The sequence below is a fragment of the Microbulbifer sediminum genome, from assembly GCF_021729035.1.
GTDB lineage: Bacteria > Pseudomonadota > Gammaproteobacteria > Pseudomonadales > Cellvibrionaceae > Microbulbifer > Microbulbifer sediminum.
Window position 1 is genome coordinate 140,226 of the sequence record NZ_JAJSAP010000003.1, and the last position, 19,615, is coordinate 159,840.

Sequence of the window (19,615 nt, forward strand, 5' to 3'; positions counted from 1 at the left end):
ACAGGCGCTTTCGGCAATTCCCCACAGCGCTGCGCCACCCGCATACCGCGCCCGCCAGTGGGGAGACTGGCAGTGAGTTTGCAGCTTTGAGACCCGCCACAGGAAGTTGAGACAGATGAAAACGAAAGAATGCTCAAGGGCAGGCCGCGTTACGGGCCCGCTGAAAAAAGTGCTCGCCGCAGCAATTATCGGTTTCGGTTCGATGCAGGCACAGGCTGACACCCTGTGGGAAATCTACCAGCAGGCACTGGAAAACGATCCCCAGCTGGCAGCGGACCGCGCCGCCTACGAGGCCGGCCTGGAGGCCAAGAACCTGGGCCGCTCAGCACTGCTGCCGCAGATCAACGGAAGCGCCGAGGCCAACCAGACCAGCTCCACTTCCACCCAGTTTGACTACACATTTATCCCCGGGGGCGTAATCCCCACGCCAAACAGCAGGGATACGGATGTAGACGAACGCATTTACTCGGCCCGCCTCGACCAGGCCCTGTTCGATGCCAGCGCCTGGTTCAACTACAAGCAGGGCAAGAAGATCAGTGAGCAGGCCGCCGCAGAATTCAGCGCCAATCAGCAGCAAATGATGCTGCGGGTTTCCGACGCCTATTTCGACGTACTTCGGGCCGTGGATGATCTGGAGACTGCCCGCGCGGAGGAAGAGGCACTGGCCAAACAGCTGGAGCAGACCCAGCAGCGCTTCGAAGTGGGGCTGACCGCGATCACCGACGTCTACGACGCCCGCGCTGCCCACGATTCCGCCGTGGCGCGTCTCTACGACGCCCAGGATATCCTGTTAAGCGCATTTGATGCCCTGTCAGTCCTGACTGGCCAACACCACGACAGCATCGCCCCCCTGAGTGAAACCTTTTCCGTGGCACCGCCGGAGCCGGTCGAGCGAAGCGCATGGGTAGACTTTGCCCTGGCCAACAACTTCGACCTGAAGGCGGCGCGCCTGAGCGCCGAAGCCGCCCGCTATAACGCCCGTGCAGCAGCCAGTGAACACCTGCCGACCCTGACCGGCTCGGTCAGTTACCAGGACTACAGCCAGGAGGGGGATGCCTCCACCTCCGTACCCGGTGAGCCCACCATCGACCTGCCGATTGACACCACGCGTGAAACCACCATCACCGCCCTGACGCTGAACGTGCCGATTTATTCCGGCGGCCGCATCAGCGCCAGCCGCCGCGAGGCGCGCAACCTGTCATTCCAGGCAGAAGACCTGCGCAACCTCGCGCAGCGCAACACCATCCAGGATACGCGCACCCTGCACCGCTCGGTGGTAACCGACGTTTCACGGGTCAACGCACGCAAGCAGGCCATTATTTCTGCCCGCAGCGCCCTCGACGCCACCCAGGCCGGCTATGAAGTGGGCACACGCAACCTGGTTGACGTCCTGCTGGCACAGCAGACCCTGTTCCAGGCCCGCCGGGATTACTCGGCCTCGCTCTACAGCTATATCCTTAACACCCTGCGCCTCAAGCGCGTTGCCGGCCTGCTGGCACCCAAGGACCTGCAGGACCTGGAAACCCGTCTGAACCCGGGCTCAGCGGTGTCCCGCGCCATAGCCCGCCTGGGCGCCTCGATGCCGCTCAGTGGCAGCCGCACGACGGTGGAACCGACCAGCCCTGCCGCGATCGAGGAGTCTGCCGAGGAGCCCGGCAGGTCCCCCGACTAGTAATCCCCGCCACTGCCGGCGCCCTGCGCCGGCAAACGGGTCTCGACACCGCATCACAGCGGCTAAGGTCAGGGACCTGCCACCGCATCCACCTCGTTCACCAGCCTTTGCAGGGCGCCGGTATTCTCCGCCGCCACGCGCCGTCCACGGGCACCAGCGGCACGCCGTTCCTCATCGTCCCCTAACCAGGCGCCCACCTGGGCGGCCATCTGCGCTGCGGTCTCCGCCACCTGCAGGGCCCTGGCATCGCGCAACAACGACGCCACGCGGGAAAAGTTGTGCAGGTGCGGGCCACAGGTCACCGGCACCCCCCAGGCGGCCGGCTCAATCATATTGTGCCCTCCGACCGGAACCAGGCTGCCGCCGACAAATGCCACATCGCAGGCGCCGTAAAAGCGCAGCAGTTCGCCCATGGTGTCGCCCAGCAAAACCTGGACCGCGCGCCCGGGTACGCCCCCGTCACTGCGGCGTGCAAACACAAAGCCGCGCTCGCGCACCAGCTGCGCCACACTGTCGAAGCGCTGCGGATGGCGGGGCACCAGCACCAGCAGCAGGTCCGGGAACTGCTGGCGCAGCTCGGCGAAGGCATCCAGCACCGTTGCCTCCTCGCCATCATGGGTACTCGCCGCGAGCCAGACCGGACGGGTTCCCTCCGGCCCGGCGGAACGCCACTGGTGCGACAGGGCCTGGGCCTCGCTGGACAGGCCCAGACCGATATTGAGGTCGAACTTGATATTACCCACCGCCACAATGCGCTCTTCCTCCAGCCCCAGGGAGACGAAACGCCGTGCATCCTCAGGGTACTGCGCCACGACCCGGGTCAGATGCCCCAGCATACTCGCGGTCAGGCGGGGAAAGCGCCCATACCCCCGCGCAGACTTGTCGCTCAGGCGGGCGTTGGCCAGCACCACCGGCACCTTGCGCCGGGCACAGGTTGCCAGCAGGTTGGGCCACAGCTCGGTCTCCATGATCACCAGGATTCGCGGCCGCAGCGCGGACAGGAAACGCCGGTGATATTCCGGCAGGTCATATGGCAGGTAGTAATGCAGCAGTCGACCGCCCAGCAGCGGCCGCAGCGCGGACTCGACTCGCTCCGATCCCGTGGGCGTGGTGGTGGTGACCAGCCACTGCCAGTCCGGGTGGCGGGCCGCCAGTTGCTCGATCATTGGTACCGCCGCCAGGGTTTCCCCAACCGACACCGAGTGCACCCAGGCCAGCGGCCGGCGACTGGCCCGGCGCGGCACCCTGCCCAGTCGCTCCCGCCAGCGCTGGCGATAGGCGGGCATGGTGCGCCCGCGCCACCACAGGCGTAACAGGATAAACGGCAGGGCAAGGCGCAGGAGCCATGTGTAGAAGAACTGCATGCGGGCGTCGGGTTCTCGCGTTGGACTTGCTGAAAAACGGCATTCTAACCGTCTACAGGCAGTGCGTCGCCCATCGGTGTGGCGCCGGCAAGACAGTCGCCCGGCGCGGGATCAGCAAAGGATCCCGGGTGGCGTGGGAGTCAGGAATTTGCGCTGCGATAAAACTGGGACTCCAGTCCCAGCGCGCCGCAGGCCATACCGGCGGAGCGACAGGCACGCAGCCACGCACGGGAGCGCTGGCGATTGAAGGCGATACCCAGCAAACACACAAGCGACGCTGTCAGCAGCTGTACCAGGGCCGAAGCCAAAACCATTCCGCGGCTGCGTCCCGCCCGCATTTTCTGGCGCGCCAGGGTAATGCCCACCGAGTATTTACGTCGCGACAGCCAACGAATGGTGGCCCGGCACTCCGGCACATCCTCATAGACCACCGCTTCGGCGCAATGAAAAATGGCCACCCCGTGCAGGTTTGCCTCGGTGAAGAAGAGCACATCTTCCCCCCCGGCGAAGGGTCGGTTTTCATCGAAACGCAGCCCCAGCCTGCGCACCTCCGCCATTGGTATCAGCACGTTGTTGGTGGCGCAGTATGGCAGGCGCTCGCCGGTCCGGCGACGCTTGCGGGAAAAGAACATGGAGAAGTAGTCCGGCGCCGAGGCCGGCATCAGGCTGATCACACTGCCGCATACCACCGCCCTGTCACCGGCATCGTGGGCGAATCCATACAGTTTCTGCAGCCAGTCGCCGGCCACCCACTCATCGTCGTCGATAAAAATCAGGTAATCGGCGCCCTTGCCCTGCGCCTCGTCCAGGCAACGATTGCGGGCAAAGGGGATTCCCCGCCGGGATTCGACGGCATAAGTAAGCGGCAGCGGGAAAGTGGGCTCTACCCCCTGCACAACGGGACGGGCGCTCCCGGCGGGATCGTTGTCCACCACTGTGACCGAGACCTCCACCGACTCCGGCAGCTCCACTGCGGCCAGGCTGGAAAGTGCGCGGCGCAGCAACTCGGGCCTCTGGCAAGTGCAAATACAGATATCGAGATGGGGATGCAACGTAAACTCCAGTCACCAACCTAGCCCCCGGTACAGCACCTGCCGGGCGAGAAGATGGCAGCCTATACCCCATTGCCGGGGATGTCTATAATACCCGGCTTTGCACTGCGGGCGGCGGCTTACCTTCTCTCCCGGCTCCGCGGATAGAGAAGCCTGCCCAGCTCACCCAGAATAACGAGGCCCCCGATGAAAGTCATGCAGTTGCTGCCAGCGCTGAATTCCGGCGGTGTCGAGCGGGGAACGCTGGACCTCGCCCGCGCCCTGGTAGCGGCGGGGCACGAGTCTGTGGTGGTCTCGAACGGCGGCCGGATGGTGGAGCAGCTGGAGCTGGAGGGGTCCCGCCACCTGTCCCGGCCCATCCACCGCAAGTCCCTGCTGAGCCTGCGTCAGGTGCGCCCCCTGCGGCAACTTATCCTCGCCGAACAACCGGATATCCTCCATGTGCGCTCCCGGGTTCCCGCCTGGCTCACCTACCTGGCCTGGAAGAAACTGCCCGCCGGTACCCGCCCGAGACTGGTCAGCACGGCCCACGGCCTCTACTCCATCAACCGCTACAGCGCGATCATGGCCCGCAGCGAGCAGGTGATCGCCATTTCCGAATGCGTACGCGATTACCTGCTGGAAAACTACAGCGGCCACCTGCAGCGCCCGCCTGAGGTGATCTATCGGGGCGTAGACACCAGGGAGTTCCACCCCGATATCCAGCCTCCTGCAGGCTGGCGCGAATCTGTCGAAGCGGAATTTCCCGCACTGCGCGACCGGCGCTGGCTGCTGCTACCGGGTCGCCTGACCCGCTGGAAGGGACAGGAGGACTTCCTGCAACTGCTGGCGGAACTGGATCGCGATGACCTGCACGGTGTGGTGCTTGGCGGTGCCGAGCCCAATAAACAGCATTACGCAGACGAGTTGCGCCAGCGGGCCGCGGCACTGGGACTCGGCGACCGGGTCTCGTTTGTCGGCCAGCGCAACGATATTCGCTACTGGTACAGCGCCGCATCACTGGTCTACAACCTGTCAAAGCGTCCGGAACCATTCGGGCGCACCGTCATCGAGGCCGCGGCGATCGGTGTACCGACGATCGGTTACAATGTCGGCGGCCCGGCCGAGTCACTTCGCGCCTGCTTCCCCGAAGGATTGGTGGAGAATGGCAGCATCGCCGGACTCCGGGACAAAACTCTCGCGCTGCTGGAAAGTGATGCCCGACCGGTGCTACAGGGGGAATTTACCCTCGAGACCCAGGCCGAACGGACCCTGGCGCTCTACCAGAAGCTAATGGCCGAACCGCGGCGGGGACCTGCATGATTGATCTAGGGGAACTCAAGCCCTTTGCCAGCGGTGGCAATCGTCACTGCTACCGCCATCCGCAGGATCCGGAGAAGTGCGTCAAGGTCATGCGTACCGGTCGCATTGAGGAACTGCACGCCCGCGCCCCCTGGTACAAGCGCCTGGCCGGCAATGACCGCTTTGATGACAACCTGCGCGAGCTCGCGGGCTACCAACAGCCAGCCCTGCGCAACGCCGACGACCACAGCCCGGTCTGGCGCCACCTTGCCCGCTGGTACGGCCTGGAGGAAACCAGCGCGGGCAGGGCGGCCGTTTCACAGCTGATCCTCGACGAAAATGGCAACCCGGCGCCAACGCTGGAGGATTACCTGCAGGAACACGGGCTGGACGCCCCGATTACCGCCGCGCTGGAGCACTTTGCCCAGTGGCTGTGGGATACCCGGGTGCTGACCAAGAACATCCTGCCACACAACCTGGTGGTGCGTATGCATGATGGTGCGCCCGAACTGGTGCTGATTGATGGCCTGGGGCGGGCCACGCTGCTCCCCCTCCCCGAGTGGTTCGAGTTTTTCAACCGGCACTATATCCGGCGGCGCATCCAGCGGATGTGGCGGCGGATACACTGGGAAGTCTCGGATAAGTCCCTGTCCTGGAAAGAAACCGAGCGCCACAGCTAGGCCACACGGCAACCACTCCCAGCCCAACGAACTGCATTTCCGTCCCCCGGGATGATCCGCGGTTTCCCCGCCCGAATGGCCCCTCACCGGAGGGCAGTCCATACTTGTCAGCTCAGGGGTGTGATGCCGGCTTGCGCGCACCGCCAACTGTTCTATGCGCTCTCAGGGACTCGCCAGGAAAATGATCTTGCCTGTAATCATGGCCGGGGGCTCGGGCTCGCGATTGTGGCCGCTCTCCCGCCAGCTGTACCCGAAACAGTTCCTCTCCCTCTTCAGCGAGCAGACCATGCTGCAGGAAACCTGTGCGAGGCTGTCCGGCCTCGAGCATCTGCCCCCGCTGTTGGTTTGCGGGGAGGAGCACCGGTTTATGGTGGCGGAACAACTGCGGGCCATAGACCAATCTCACCATGGCATCGTGCTTGAGCCGGCCGGTCGCAATACGGCCCCGGCGGTAGCACTGGCGGCACTGCACAGCCTGGCCTCCGTGGGTGGTGACCCACTGCTCCTGGTGCTGGCAGCAGACCACGTTATTCGCGATATCCCTGCATTCCAGAACGCGATTAACACCGCCCTGCCCAGTGCCGAGCACGGGCAATTGGTGACATTCGGCATTGTCCCCACCGGGCCGGAAACGGGGTACGGCTATATCCGCCGCGCCGCCGGTAAGACACCGGCCAGTGGCGCGGCGTTTCCGGTCGAGGAATTTGTGGAGAAACCGGATCGTAAGACGGCACAAGGTTACCTGCGCCGCGGCGACTTCCTCTGGAACAGTGGCATGTTCCTGTTCCGGGCCCGACGCTATATCGAGGAGCTCCGTACCCATCGACCGGATATCCTGGCAGCCTGCGAGCGGGCCATGGACGCTTCCTCAGTGGACGTGGATTTCGTGCGCCCCGACCGGAGCGCATTTATCGAATGCCCGGATGAGTCGATCGACTACGCCGTGATGGAAAAAACCCGCGATGCCATGGTGGTCCCCATGGATTGCGGCTGGAGCGATGTGGGTTCCTGGTCGGCACTGTGGGAGGTTTCAGATAAAGACGAGGAGGGCAATACGGCGAAGGGCGACGTCATTATTGAGGACAGCCGGAACTGCTTTATCCAGAGTGATGGCAAACTGATTGCCGCCATAGGGCTCGACAACGTGGTGCTGGTGGAGAGCGACGACGCCATTATGGTAGCCGCCAAGGACCACGTGCAGGATGTGAAAAAAGTGGTCGAGAGGCTCAAGGCGGAAAAACGCCCGGAAGCCAGGGTACATCGCAAGGTGTATCGCCCCTGGGGATTCTATGACTCCGTGGATTCTGGAGATCGATTCCAGGTAAAGCGCATCGTAGTGAACCCGGGTGCACAGCTAAGCCTGCAGATGCACCATCACCGGGCCGAGCACTGGGTGGTGGTATCCGGCACAGCCAGGGTAACCTGCGGAAAGAAGGAACTGCTCTTGACTGAAAACCAGTCGACCTATATCCCGCTGGGGGTCCGGCACCGGCTGGAAAACCCGGGCACTATCCCCCTGGAATTGATCGAGGTGCAGTCGGGCTCCTATCTCGGCGAGGATGATATCGTCCGCTTCGCCGACAAGTACTCCCGCACCTGAGCACTGCCGCCCCTACTGCAGGGCGTCGAGAAAACGCCGTATCGAGCCTTGCCACTGCCCGCTGCCACGGGCCAGCTGCGCCGCATTTTCCCCCATCCGGCGCAGGTTATCCTCATCCCCAAGCAGGGACAGGATATGGGCGGTGACATCAGCCTGGCTGTCCGCGTCGCATAACATGCCCGTTTCACCATCGACCACCGCGTCGGCAGCCCCGCCTTCGCGGCCCGCCAGTCCCGGCACCCCGTACCAGTTGGCCTCGCGGTAGACAATGCCAAACCCCTCTACCGAATCCCCCTCCCGTCGCGCCGGCATCACAAACAGGTCGGCACGGGAGAACAAAGCCGCCTTCTCGCCGTCGCTGACTGCCCCGGCAAAATGCACACAGTCAGCAACCCCCGTGGCCACCGCAAGCCTCTCCAGCCGCGCGCGGTCATCCCCCTTGCCGGCCACGATATAAAGCAGCCCGGGATGATGCTGCCGGACTTCCGGCAGCGCGCGAATGACGGCATCCACGCCCTTGCGAGGCTCCAGTCGCGCGAGCGTGAGCAATACCGGGCTGCGCCCGGCAATCTCGGCATCCAGTGCCGCCAGCTGGGCCGGCCGGGGGTCTACCTGCGGGCCGATCGGCGGATTGATCACCACCAGGCGCGTACCCGACTCGATGTAGGGGCGGGCCAGATCAGCGGTATAGGTTGAATTGGCGATCACTGCAGCCGCACCGGACAGGGCCTTGCGAATGCGCGCCCGTTTGGCAGTTCCGGGATTGGCGGGGAACTCCATGCCGTGGGCCAATACTGCAAGCGGCACACCCAGGCCAGAGAGAAGCTCGGCACTCTTCCAGGAGTCGGCGAAGACCCCTTCAACACCACCCCCTTTTACCAGGGCACGAACAGCCGCCGCCTTGCGTCGCCGCCGCCAGGGTTTCATCCCCCCAAAGGTGCGCACATTGAATGCGCCGCTATCCGGCACTTGCCCATCATCGACACGGTCGGCGAGCACCAGCACCTCGTGACCAGCATTGCCGAGATTCTCCGCCAGCCCCTCCATCAGGATCTCAATGCCGCCGCGACGGGGGGGGAAACACTGGGTTGCGATCAGGATCATGCCTACCTCGGGGTAACCAGGCCACAGTTATGGGCCTGAGTTCTCAAACTGCACTGCGCACTGCTTGAAAGCTTCAATTATTCACGTGACGGCGGCGCCTGAGCAATGCACGCGCGCAGGTTACCTGCTGTCCCAGCGGCACCCTGGGGGACGGCAGGGCCTGTTCCGCGTCAGCGACATTGTCTGTCACCACTCCCTGGTCGAGCAGGCGCTGCACCGCAGCACGGACCTTGTTGGCGCGCCGGCGACTGGGCAGCTGGATCACCCCCACCTGCGCCTCGCTCTGCAGGGCCTCAAACAGCATGGACACGCTGTCACCGGTGACCCAGATCCGCTCCGCCTGCGCCAGTTGATCCACCAGCCAGCCCGGCGGGCAATCCTGCCAGTGGCAGATCTCCGCGCTACTGTCGCCGATCCCCTCCAGGGTGCCCTCCGGGGTACGGCGACTGTCGGAAATAACCCACTGGACCGGGGCCTGCAACAATCGGCTTACCGTTGCACGCACGCCATCGCTATCCCAGGCAAAGTGCTTGCTGGGGCCGCCCAGCAGGATCAACCCCCGCCTCGGGCGCATCTGTCCGGCTGGCAGCGGCTCAGTCAGGGCCCCCTGGCTGAGGATGACATTAGCCAGCGGCGGCGGGCGATCATGTTCGGGAATAACCGCAAAATCGAACCAGCGCAGCGGCAACGAAGGCCGCATGATGACCACCGTCTGGCCACCAAAGCGACGGCGCGCCGCCAGCATCGCCAGGTGACTGCGGTGGCCCGCGCCGATAATCAGATCCGGGCATGGCAGGTCCGCCAGGTAGGCGGGCAGGCCATGACGCACTAAGGCGAAGAAGCCGATGGCATCAATATCGTGACAGTCGACTGGCTCGCCCGCGCTCTCGCGCAGCCCGCTGACCAGGGCCGCGCTCTGCTTTTCGTGCGCGCGATTACCATCGAGAAAACGCCAGATCGTGAGCCGCAATTGGGGAACCCCGGATATTGATTGGGAACTGCGCCACCAAGGGGCGCCGGGGCCACATGCTACCCGATAGCCATCGGGTATTGAAGCCGCGAACCCGGCTCCAGAGTACCGACACAAGCGCCCGCGGCCGGCCGGGCACAGGCCTGCGCCGTCACCCGATATACCGCGGGCCTACCGCCTGCATCGTGGACTTGGTCTGAACCGGACCGCTATAATCGCCGCCCTGATTTTCGTCAATTGACCCGATACTGGACGGGCCCGTTAGTCATCCGGGTCCCGCCATCACTGATTAACCGGCTCGCCTGAACGCCGACGGCTATTCACCCCTATGCGCATTATTCACGTCGACAATCACCAGCAGCGGAAGTACGGCCATACCTCCGTCAGCTGGGCCCTGAAGCTCTACACCGGCCTGGTCCGGGCCGGCCATAACGTGCTTCCTTTCAGTGACCGCGATGTCGCGGCCTTCGAGGCCCCACTGCGCATCCGGGAACTGGCCAGTCGCAAGAAGGTCAACCGGCGCCTGCTGCAGTCGGTGGAGGCATTTGAGCCGGACCTGGTGATCCTCGGCCACTGCGACCTGATCGACAACGAGACCTTTGCCGAGATCCGCCGCCTGCGCCCGCAGACGGTGATCGCCGCATGCAACAACGACCCGCTGTTCGTGCCGCGCAATTCCGACAATATCAGCAAGCGCTGCGAGATCGCCGATGCCATGTTCGTTTCCACGGGCGTGGAGGACCTGAAGCGTTTTGAAGGCAAGCGGGCCAGCCTGTGGCATATGCCCAATCCCGTCGACCCCTCGGTCGAGACGGCCGACTGCAGTGCACGCACCGACCTGGAAGTGGACCTGCTGTTCTGCAGCAAGTCGCAGGCACACACGGAGCGCGGGAAAATCGCCAGGTACCTCAAAGAGCACCTGCCAGCCGACTTCAACTTCCGCACGCCCGGTATGTTCGGCGAGCCCACCCTATGGGGCCGCGACTACGACCACATCCTGGCCGACAGCAAGATGGGGCTGAACCTGAACCGCCAGGAGGGCTACCACTGGTACTCCTCCGCGCGCATGGCCCAGCTGGCCGGAAATGGCGTGCTGGTGTTCACTCATCGGGCGGCACGATTCGAAGAATTTATGCCAGACGAGACACTGGTTTACTTTGACAGCGAGGAATCACTCCTGGACCAGGTTATCGAATTCCACTCCGACGACGATAAGCGCCGTCACTGGGCCAGCCGCTGCCGGGAATTTTTTCACCGGGAAATCAACAACACCCTGTACGCCCAGTACATTGTCGAAACCGCCATGAATTTGCCACACAGCCACAACTATGTCTGGATCAAGTAATACCATTGCCCCCTTCCACGGACTCTACCGCCAGCCGGACTCGCGCTGGGTATCAGGACTACTCCGGCTCGCGAGCGCCAGCCTGCTGCTGATACTGGTGGGCTTTCACCTGCTTCCCGAGGTGGGTCGTATCCAGACCATCTTTTATCTGACCTTGCTGCCCTCTACCATCCTGCTGCTGGCGTGGCGCCGCGACTGGCGCTTCCTGCGCACCTGGCAGTTTGCCTGTTTCATTAGTGTGCCGCTGGTGCTCGCCCTGTCGACCCTCTGGGCCGACCAGGCCAGCGCCACCGTGGAACGTGAAACATCCTTTTACTTCAAGGTGCTGGTCTATTTTGTTCTTTTCTATTGCGCTCTCTACCTGGTCATGGAGCGGCGCGGTGAAGACCTGGATGGCCTCCTGCACCGATGGCTGCGCTGGCTGATCGTCCTGGGCACAGTATCCTGCGCCGCCTCCCTGGTGGTTTACGGCCTCGATGGCGGTTTCAGCAAGCTGTACCGCATCGGTGGCATCTCGATGCAGAACAATATCGACAAGACCGCCATGCTGTACGGTTTTCACGTGCTGTTCTGCTGCTACGGCCTGTCCCTGGACTCCCGCCGCTGGCGCTGGCTGTCGTGGGCCGGGCTGGGGCTCGGCTGCGTTTATATTGTGCTATCCCAGACCAAGATTCCCATCGTGATGGCCGCCTTCGCCATCTGCCTGGCGGCGGTGGTCAGCCGGTCACTGGCACTGAGGGTGCTGGTATTATTTGGTGCACTCGTGGCGCTGCCAGCGGCCTACCTGGTGCTGTATGGCGATCTGCCACTGTTGCACCGCGGTAACGCCTACTCCATCCGGCTGGAACTCTGGGCCAAGAGCCTGACCCCGTTCCTTGAGTCTCCGTGGATCGGCACCGGCCTGGTGTACAAGCAGTTCATTGAGGTGCATGAGGTTCTACCCCACCCCCACAACTATCTGCTCGATGTCGCCCGCTTTTCCGGCTTGCTGGGCGTGGCTGCCTGCCTGTGGCAGGGCTTGGCAGTGGCCCGCATCGGCCTGCGGCGCGGCCAGCTGCTAAGCTGGGTACCGGGCCTCTACCTGCTGTGGTTCGGCTTCGGCGTCCTCGCCATGCTGATCTACGCCCAGCAGCCGCTGGTGAAACCCAGCTATATCTGGTTCTTCTACTGGATACCGCTGGCGGTCATCCTGGTGCGCCACCAACTCGCGGGGAACCGGGCACAGGAGGCAGGGGAGCGCTTATCCTGCTCAATCGCCGGAGCACCGACAGCCTGAGAGCCTCCTGGCGCATATGCCTCTGACCTGAACAGGACACTGCCTCGAGAATGAAAGTTACCGTGTTTGGCACTGGCTACGTCGGACTCGTGCAGGCCGCTGTATTGGCGGAATCCGGCAACAACGTGGTCTGTATCGATATCGACGAGGATAAGGTGGCGCGATTGTGCCGTGGCGAGATCCCGATTTACGAGCCGGGCCTGGAACCACTGGTGGCGGAAAACATTGCCAATGGCAACCTGTCTTTCTCCACCGAAGCGGCAAAGGGCGTGGAGCACGGCGAGCTCATCTTTATCGCCGTGGGGACACCGCCCGATGAGGACGGCTCTGCTGACCTGAGCCATGTGCTGGCAGTGGCAAGGACCATCGCCACCCACATGGACAACAAGAAATATATCATCAACAAGTCCACGGTGCCGGTGGGCACCGCGGACAAAGTCAGGGCCGCCATCCATGCGGTCCTGTCCGAGCGCAGCCGGGCCGAACTGGCATTCGACGTCATCTCAAACCCGGAATTCCTGAAGGAGGGTTCCGCGGTTGCCGACTGTATGCGCCCCGACCGCATCATCATCGGCACAGCCGAACAGGAGTCCGAACACAAGCTGCGCCAGCTCTACGCGCCCTTCAACCGCAATCACGAGAAAATCCTGGTGATGGACGTGAGGAGCGCCGAGCTGACCAAGTACGCCGCCAACTGCATGCTGGCCACCAAGATCAGCTTTATGAACGAGATGGCGAATATCGCCGACCGGGTGGGGGCGGATATCGAGGCCGTGCGCCGTGGCATCGGTTCCGATCCCCGCGTCGGCTACCACTTTATCTATGCAGGGATCGGCTATGGCGGCTCCTGCTTCCCCAAGGACGTCAAGGCCCTGATTAACTCCGCCGGGCAGCTGGGGCTCTCCACCGAGATACTGTCGGCGGTGGAATCCCGTAACAACAGCCAGAAGTACTACCTGCTGGAAAAAATTGACACCCACTTTGGCGGCGACGTGAAGGGCAGGACCTTCGCCCTGTGGGGGCTGTCGTTCAAGCCCAATACCGACGACATGCGCGAGGCCCCCAGCCGGGTGCTGATGGAGGGGCTGTGGGAGCGGGGTGCACGGGTACAGGCTTTCGACCCTGAAGCCATGGACGAGTGCCGCCGTATTTACGGCGAACGCGCAGACCTGGAACTGTGCGATTCGCGCGATGCAGTGCTGCAGGGCGCCGACGCACTGATCATCGCTACCGAGTGGCAGCAGTTCAAGGCGCTGGACACAGAGGCGGTAAAAGCCGCCCTGCGCCAGCCTGTGATATTCGACGGCCGCAACCAGTACGAGCCCGAAGACATGCGCGCCAGCGGCTTACACTATTACTGTGTGGGAAGACCGGATAGCCCCTGACAGGGCAGTTGATAAGGCCACAAAAAAAGCCCGGGCAATCCCGGGCTTTCTTTTGGCAGGTGCCCCGCACACGGCGTGACAATCAGGCAATGCGCGCCTCCAGCGGCGCCGGCGAGTCGGTCACATCGGTGAGCCAGCCGGCATGGGCCGGGCTGCGCCCCTGCACCACATCGAAATACAACTCCTGCAGCCGGCGTGTGATCGGGCCCCGCCGGCCGGCACCGATGGTGCGCCCGTCCAGCATCCGGATCGGCAGGACTTCCGCCGCGGTGCCGGTAAAAAACGCCTCGTCGGCGATATAGACCTCGTCACGGGTGATGCGCTTTTCCACCACCCGGTAGCCACATTCGTGGGCCAGTTCGATCACCGAGCTGCGGGTGATGCCGTCCAGGCAGGAGGTCAGCTCGGGGGTGTAGAGCACGCCATCGCTGACGATAAAGATATTTTCACCGCTGCCCTCGGCCACGTATCCCTCGGGGTCCAGCAGTAGCGCTTCCTCGCAACCGTTACGCACCGCCTCCTGCAGGGCCAGCATGGAATTGATGTAATTGCCGTTGGCCTTGGCCTTGCACATGCTGATATTGACATGGTGGCGCGTATACGAGGAGGTGTTCACCTTGATACCCAGCTCGCGGGCCTCAGGCGTCATATAGCTGGGCCACTCCCAGGCCGCGACAATCACGTGGGTCTGCAGGGCGTCGGCGCGCAGCCCCATGCCCTCGGAGCCGTAAAACACCATCGGGCGCAGGTAGGCCTCGCGCAGGTTGTTTTCCCGCACCACGGTGCGCTGCGCCTCATTGAGCTGTTCCGCGTCAAAGGGCATGGGCATGTTCATGATTTTGGCGGAACGGAACAGGCGCCGCGTATGGTCGTGCAGGCGGAAGATGCTCGTGCCCACCCCGGTCTCATAGGCGCGCACACCCTCGAACACGCCCATACCGTAGTGCAATGTGTGGGTGAGGACATGGACCCGGGCATCCCGCCAGGGGACCAGTTCACCATCAAACCAGATAAGGCCGTCGCGATCGGCAAAAGACATGGGTAACTCCTACAAATCCAAAATTCCGGATTGCTGAAAAACAGTTTAATCATTGCGCAGCAGCAACGGAGCCCGGCGGGCACAATCAGCCGAGAATTTGCTGCCAGCTTGTTTGAACGGTCTTTCTTTCCGCTTCGAACTGGTCACCGTTAACAACTCCCGGCTGCTGTTGTAATGCCAGGCGATGACCCTCAGATCGGTAGGCTTTGTAGGCGTCGATCATTTGTCCGGCTTGGTGGGCCGACATCAGGCCTGCCTCAATGAGGCTTTCGAGAATGCGGATATTATCGGTGTACCGCACGATCGAGGGCGCCTTGTGCGCCCAGGCCAATGTGGAATATTGAACCAAAAACTCGATATCGACAATACCGCCGGGGCCCTGCTTGAGATCGAATTTCTGATCGTTGCTCTTATCCAGATGGGTGCGCATTTTATCGCGCATCGCCACCACTTCATTACGCAGTTCCTGCTCATCCCTCGGCTCACAAAGCAACGCATTGCGCAGTTCCCCGAATGCGTGGCTTAGCCGCTCACTGCCCGCCACCGGGCGCGCCCGCACCAGGGCCTGGTGCTCCCAGGTCCAGGCACTCTCACGCTGGTACTTCTCGAACGACGTCAGCGAGGTCACCAGCAGGCCGGAATTGCCGGAGGGCCGCAGGCGGGTATCAACCTCGTACAGCGGGCCGCTGAGGGTGCGCGTCTGCAGGATATGGATCAGCCGCTGGGCCAGGCGGGTATAGAAACTCAGGTTATCGATACTGCGCTCGCCGTCGGTCATCCCCTGGGCATCGGCATCGTGCACAAACACGATATCCAGGTCGGACCCGTGCCCCAGCTCGAGCCCCCCGAGCTTGCCATAGGCGACAATCGCGAAGCGCATGTCCTCTGCCGATGTCCCGGCGGGCATCCCGTGTTTTTCTGTCACCTGGTACCACGCCAGTAACAATGCCTGTTGCAGGATTGCCTCGGCCAGCCAGGTAAGCGAGTCACTGACTTTCATCAGCGGCAGGGCCCCGCTGACCTCCTGGGCGGCGATGCGCAGGCTCTGGCTCTGCTTGAAATGGCGCAGGGCTTCCATCTGCGCCTCAAGGTCGTCGCGCTCCACCCGCAGCAGCTCCCGGCGCAGCTCGTCGGCGATATCATTTTTTGAGGCAGGCGCCAGCAGTCGGCGGGAATCCAGCAGTTCATCCAGCAGGATCGGGTGGCGGGCGAGCTGCTCGGCAATCCAGGGGCTGGCGCTGCACAGGCGCAGCAGCTGGGCCAGTACCGGGGGGTTTTCATTGACCAGCACCAGGTATGCGCTGCGACGCAGAACCGCCCGCACCAGCGGCAACACCCGCTGCAACGCCAGCAAGGGCTCGGCTTCCTCCGCCGCCGCCGCCAGCAGCAGTGGCATAAACTGGTCGAGGCGCTGGCGTGCCGCTGTCGGCAGCGCCGCAACGATACGCGCCCCGCCCAGGTCAGCCAGCAGTGCCAGGGCCTCCTTTTCCGGGGTAAAGCCCGCGTCCCGCAGGCTGGTGAGATTGACCTCTTCACTGTCCCCGGCGGTACAGGAGCCCCACAGGCTCTCCCACTCTTCCGCGGCATCCGCCTCGGCAATTTCCTCCGGCGGCGCGATCACCTGGTCGAACTCGCGCTGGATGGCCGTACGCGCTTCGAGCAGGACCTGCTCCAGCCTCTCCCAGTCGCCGTAACCCAGCGCGAATGCCAGCCTTGCGCGGCGTTCGTCGTCACCCGGCAGCGTCTGGGTCTGCTGGTCGCGCTCCGCCTGCAGCCCGTGCTCCACACGACGCAGCAGCAGGTAGGCCTGTGCCAGCTCATCGGCAATGCCCGGCTCGAGGTGCCCCTCGCTCTCCAGCAGGGGCAACAGCCGCAGCAGGTTGCGCTCCCGCAGCGCCGGTTCGCGGCCGCCGCGGATCAACTGGAAGGACTGGACGATAAATTCCACCTCGCGGATACCGCCACGCCCCAGCTTGATGTTGTCCACCAGCCCCCGGGCACGGACCTGGCGCTGGATCAGGGATTTCATCTCGCGCAGCGCATCGATGGCACTGAAGTCGATATAGCGCCGATAGGTAAATGGCCGCAGCATCTCCATCAGTGCGGCACCGAACTGCCCGTCACCGGCAATCGGCCGCGCCTTGACCATGGCGAAGCGCTCCCACTCTCGACCCTGGGTCTGGTAGTAATCCTCGAGAGCGGCAAAGTGGCTTACCAGCGGCCCACTGTCCCCGTATGGCCGCAGGCGCATATCCACACGAAACACGAACCCATCGGCGCTCATCGTGTCCAGGGAGCGGATCAGGTGCTGTCCCAGGCGCTGGAAGAACTTCTGGTTCTCCAGTGCCCGCTCGCCGTCGGTCTCCCCGGGCTCCGGGTAGGCGAAAATCAGGTCGATATCAGACGACAGGTTGAGCTCCCGCGCCCCCAGCTTGCCCATCCCCAGCACCACCATCGACTGGGCATTGCCCTCCCGATCGCGCGGGGTGCCATGGCGGGCAACAAGCTGCCCGTGGTGCCAGGACAGCGCAGCCCCGGCACAGGTTTCAGCCAGCTCGGTGAGACGGTTGCAGACCCGCGGGATATCCCACTGGCCGGCGAAATCACGCCAGATGACTTCGGCCACCACCCGGTTACGCAGGCGGCGCAGGGCACGATCGAGTTCCCCGTCATCGGCGGCACCGTCGAGCTCGGCCCCGTCCAGCCCCAGGTCATCCTGCTGCAGGAGTGCCGGCAGAAGCGCCGGCGTGCGGCAACACTGGTCGACAAAAAAATCTGAACCAAGGAAAGCCCGGGACAGCGCCTCCAGCTGCCTATCAGACTGTGCCAGGTATTCGCCCACCTCCGCTGCCAGCGATTCACCCGCCGCGTCGCTCCAGCGCTGCCAGCGCTCGCGGAACAGGGGCTGCAACGCGTCGGGACACAATCGGGCATCGGCCATGGGAACTCTCTTCCTTACAGTGCTTCTGGTGAAAAGTGTTGCAGAAATCTGCGCGCGGGCATCAGAAGGCGATATCCGGCGGCGGCGCCACCCGCAGCACCTCGGCAACGGTCGTGATACCCGCCGCCACCTTGCGCGCCCCGGAGAGCCGCAGGCTGTTCATGCCTTCCCGCATCGCCCGCTGGCGCACCTGCTGCAGGTCGCAATCGGCAGAGACCAGCTTCTGGATGGATTCGGTAAACGGAAGAATCTCGTAAATGCCCTGGCGGCCCCGGTAACCGGTATTGCGGCACTCCAGGCACCCTTCGGGACGGTAGACGGTATCGGGTCGCGACGCTTTCCAGGGGCGGGTCAGCGCCAGCCACTCTTCCTCGCTCACCGTATCCGGCTGCTTGCAGGCCGGGCACAGGGTGCGTACCAGGCGCTGGGCCATCACCCCCAGTACCGTGGACTTCAGCAGGTAGTGCGGCAGGCCCAGGTCCAGCAGCCGTGTGACCGCTGTGGGCGCGTCGTTGGTGTGCAGGGTGGAAATCACCAGGTGCCCGGTCAGGGCTGCCTGTACCGCCATCTGCGCCGTCTCCAGATCGCGAATCTCCCCCACCATGATGATGTCCGGGTCCTGGCGCATCAGCGTGCGGATACCGGCGGCGAAATCCAGTCCGATGCTGTGCTGCACCTGGGTCTGGTTGAAGGACTCCTCCACCATCTCGATCGGGTCCTCGATGGTGGAGACGTTGACCTCACTGGTGGCCAGTTGTTTGAGGCCCGTATACAGCGTGGTGGTCTTGCCCGAGCCGGTTGGGCCGGTGACCAGCACGATACCGTTGGGACGATCCAGCATGGCCTGCCAGCGCGCCAGGTCATCGCCGCCCAGGCCCAGGTCGCTGTAGGAGCGCGCCAGTACCTCGGGGTCGAAGATCCGCATCACCAGTTTCTCACCAAAAGCCGTGGGCAGGGTCGACAGGCGCAGTTCCACCTCGCTGCCATCCGGGCGCTTGGTCTTGATGCGGCCGTCCTGGGGTTTGCGCTTCTCCGCCACGTTCATGCGCCCGAGGATCTTCAGGCGGCTGGTGACGGCGGCATTCACCTGGTCGGGAAACTCGTGGATGGGATGCAGCACGCCGTCGATGCGAAAGCGGATACGCCCCATCTCCCGGCGCGGCTCGATATGGATATCACTGGCGCGCTGGTCGAAGGCATGTTGCAGCAGCCAGTCGACGATATTGACGATATGCTGGTCGTTGGCCTCGGGATCCTTGAGGTTGCCCAGCTCCAGCAACTGCTCGAAATCGCCGGCACCGGAACTGCCTTTCAGGCCACTGGCCCCGGAGATGGACCGGGAAAGGGAATAGAACTCTACACAGTAACGCTGTATATCTGCCGGGTCCGCCACCACCCGGCGCACGCGCCTGCCGCTGGTGTGCTCCAGCTGGTCTTCCCAGCCGGCAGTAAAGGGCTGGGCCGTGGCCACCAGCAGCGTGTCCTGATGCGCCTCCACACAGAGGATCTGGTGGCGCTTGGCGAACTGGAAACTCATCACCTCGGTCACCGAGGCCACGTTAATCTTGAGCGGGTCAATATGGTAGACGGTATGTCCAGACTTCTCCGCCAGCCAGTCCGTCAGCACGTCGGCAGATAGCACCTTGCCGGGAATTTTGCGGTTCTCCAGCTCACAGCTGGCGATATAGCTGAGCGGGTGCATCTGCGCCTGCTCGGCGCTGCGGGGTGTACCGATCAGGCGGTTGGCATCCTCGCGGCTCACCAACCCCTGCTCCACGAGATCCTCCAGCAAACCGCGCAGATCCAGCACCCGGTCTGCCGTTTTTCCCGCCGCTAACTTTCCCGACGCCATGGGACAACCCCTTCATCTATTCTTTTCTGTGCCCGACGGCGCATTGTAGCGGGA

At 63.5% G+C, this 19,615-nt stretch carries 14 protein-coding genes; 7 read left to right on the plus strand and 7 right to left on the minus strand.

The features are described from left to right. The first annotated feature begins 115 nt into the window (after positions 1 to 115). A complete protein-coding gene (locus LVD11_RS05725) occupies positions 116 to 1,672 on the plus strand; it encodes a TolC family outer membrane protein (RefSeq protein ID WP_237057199.1) in 1,557 nt (518 codons plus the stop codon). Positions 1,673 to 1,740: 68 nt separating this feature from the next. Here LVD11_RS05725 and waaA read toward each other — a convergent pair whose 3' ends face one another. Continuing rightward, on the minus strand, positions 1,741 to 3,036 hold the full coding sequence (gene waaA, locus LVD11_RS05730) for a lipid IV(A) 3-deoxy-D-manno-octulosonic acid transferase (protein WP_237057200.1): 1,296 nt from the start codon (positions 3,034 to 3,036) through the stop codon (positions 1,741 to 1,743). Between the two features lie 140 nt (positions 3,037 to 3,176). Continuing rightward, positions 3,177 to 4,088, minus strand: coding sequence for a glycosyltransferase family 2 protein (locus tag LVD11_RS05735; protein ID WP_237057201.1), 912 nt, complete (start codon positions 4,086 to 4,088; stop codon positions 3,177 to 3,179). Between the two features lie 186 nt (positions 4,089 to 4,274). Between LVD11_RS05735 and LVD11_RS05740 the strand changes: the two genes are divergently transcribed. The 3 genes from LVD11_RS05740 to LVD11_RS05750 all read left to right on the plus strand — a co-directional run bounded on the left by LVD11_RS05740 (position 4,275) and on the right by LVD11_RS05750 (position 7,649). Next, a complete protein-coding gene (locus LVD11_RS05740; protein WP_237057202.1) occupies positions 4,275 to 5,390 on the plus strand; it encodes a glycosyltransferase family 4 protein in 1,116 nt (371 codons plus the stop codon). Next, positions 5,387 to 6,049 (plus strand): YrbL family protein, encoded by a 663-nt coding sequence (locus LVD11_RS05745; RefSeq protein WP_237057203.1) that lies wholly within the window; start codon positions 5,387 to 5,389, stop codon positions 6,047 to 6,049. The genes LVD11_RS05740 and LVD11_RS05745 overlap by 4 nt, the downstream gene beginning before the upstream one ends. Before the next feature lie 181 nt (positions 6,050 to 6,230). Then, entirely contained in the window at positions 6,231 to 7,649 is a 1,419-nt protein-coding gene (locus tag LVD11_RS05750; protein ID WP_237057204.1) for a mannose-1-phosphate guanylyltransferase/mannose-6-phosphate isomerase, read from the plus strand. Between the two features lie 12 nt (positions 7,650 to 7,661). On the opposite strand, the gene LVD11_RS05755 is transcribed toward LVD11_RS05750, so the two are convergent. Beyond that, a complete protein-coding gene (locus LVD11_RS05755) occupies positions 7,662 to 8,753 on the minus strand; it encodes a glycosyltransferase family 4 protein (RefSeq protein WP_237057205.1) in 1,092 nt (363 codons plus the stop codon). A 73-nt stretch (positions 8,754 to 8,826) separates the two neighbouring features. Beyond that, positions 8,827 to 9,723: a mitochondrial fission ELM1 family protein gene (locus LVD11_RS05760; protein WP_237057206.1), complete on the minus strand. Its 897-nt coding sequence runs from the start codon at positions 9,721 to 9,723 to the stop codon at positions 8,827 to 8,829. A gap of 328 nt (positions 9,724 to 10,051) precedes the next feature. On the opposite strand from LVD11_RS05760, the gene LVD11_RS05765 reads away from it, so the two are divergent. Genes LVD11_RS05765 through LVD11_RS05775 form a run of 3 tightly spaced genes read left to right on the plus strand, consistent with a single transcriptional unit; the run spans position 10,052 to position 13,729 of the window. Continuing rightward, positions 10,052 to 11,068, plus strand: a complete 1,017-nt coding sequence (locus LVD11_RS05765) for a glycosyltransferase family protein (RefSeq protein ID WP_237057207.1) — start codon at positions 10,052 to 10,054, stop codon at positions 11,066 to 11,068. Further along, the gene (locus tag LVD11_RS05770; RefSeq protein WP_237057208.1) at positions 11,052 to 12,344 is read left to right on the plus strand and encodes an O-antigen ligase family protein; all 1,293 of its coding nucleotides are present in this window, start codon (positions 11,052 to 11,054) and stop codon (positions 12,342 to 12,344) included. The genes LVD11_RS05765 and LVD11_RS05770 overlap by 17 nt, the downstream gene beginning before the upstream one ends. 50 nt (positions 12,345 to 12,394) lie before the next feature. Next, the gene (locus tag LVD11_RS05775) at positions 12,395 to 13,729 is read left to right on the plus strand and encodes a UDP-glucose dehydrogenase family protein (protein ID WP_237057209.1); all 1,335 of its coding nucleotides are present in this window, start codon (positions 12,395 to 12,397) and stop codon (positions 13,727 to 13,729) included. Positions 13,730 to 13,811: 82 nt separating this feature from the next. Here LVD11_RS05775 and LVD11_RS05780 read toward each other — a convergent pair whose 3' ends face one another. From LVD11_RS05780 to tfpB, 3 genes are all read right to left on the minus strand, one after another. Next, complete coding sequence (locus LVD11_RS05780) at positions 13,812 to 14,768, minus strand: branched-chain amino acid transaminase (RefSeq protein ID WP_237057210.1); 957 nt, start codon at positions 14,766 to 14,768, stop codon at positions 13,812 to 13,814. An 85-nt stretch (positions 14,769 to 14,853) separates the two neighbouring features. After that, positions 14,854 to 17,709 carry a bifunctional [glutamate--ammonia ligase]-adenylyl-L-tyrosine phosphorylase/[glutamate--ammonia-ligase] adenylyltransferase gene (gene glnE / locus LVD11_RS05785; RefSeq protein WP_237057211.1) on the minus strand — a complete coding sequence of 952 codons (2,856 nt, stop codon included), beginning with the start codon at positions 17,707 to 17,709 and terminating at the stop codon, positions 14,854 to 14,856. A 61-nt stretch (positions 17,710 to 17,770) separates the two neighbouring features. Beyond that, entirely contained in the window at positions 17,771 to 19,561 is a 1,791-nt protein-coding gene (gene tfpB / locus LVD11_RS05790) for a type IV pilus assembly ATPase TfpB (protein ID WP_237057212.1), read from the minus strand. Positions 19,562 to 19,615 lie beyond the last annotated feature (54 nt).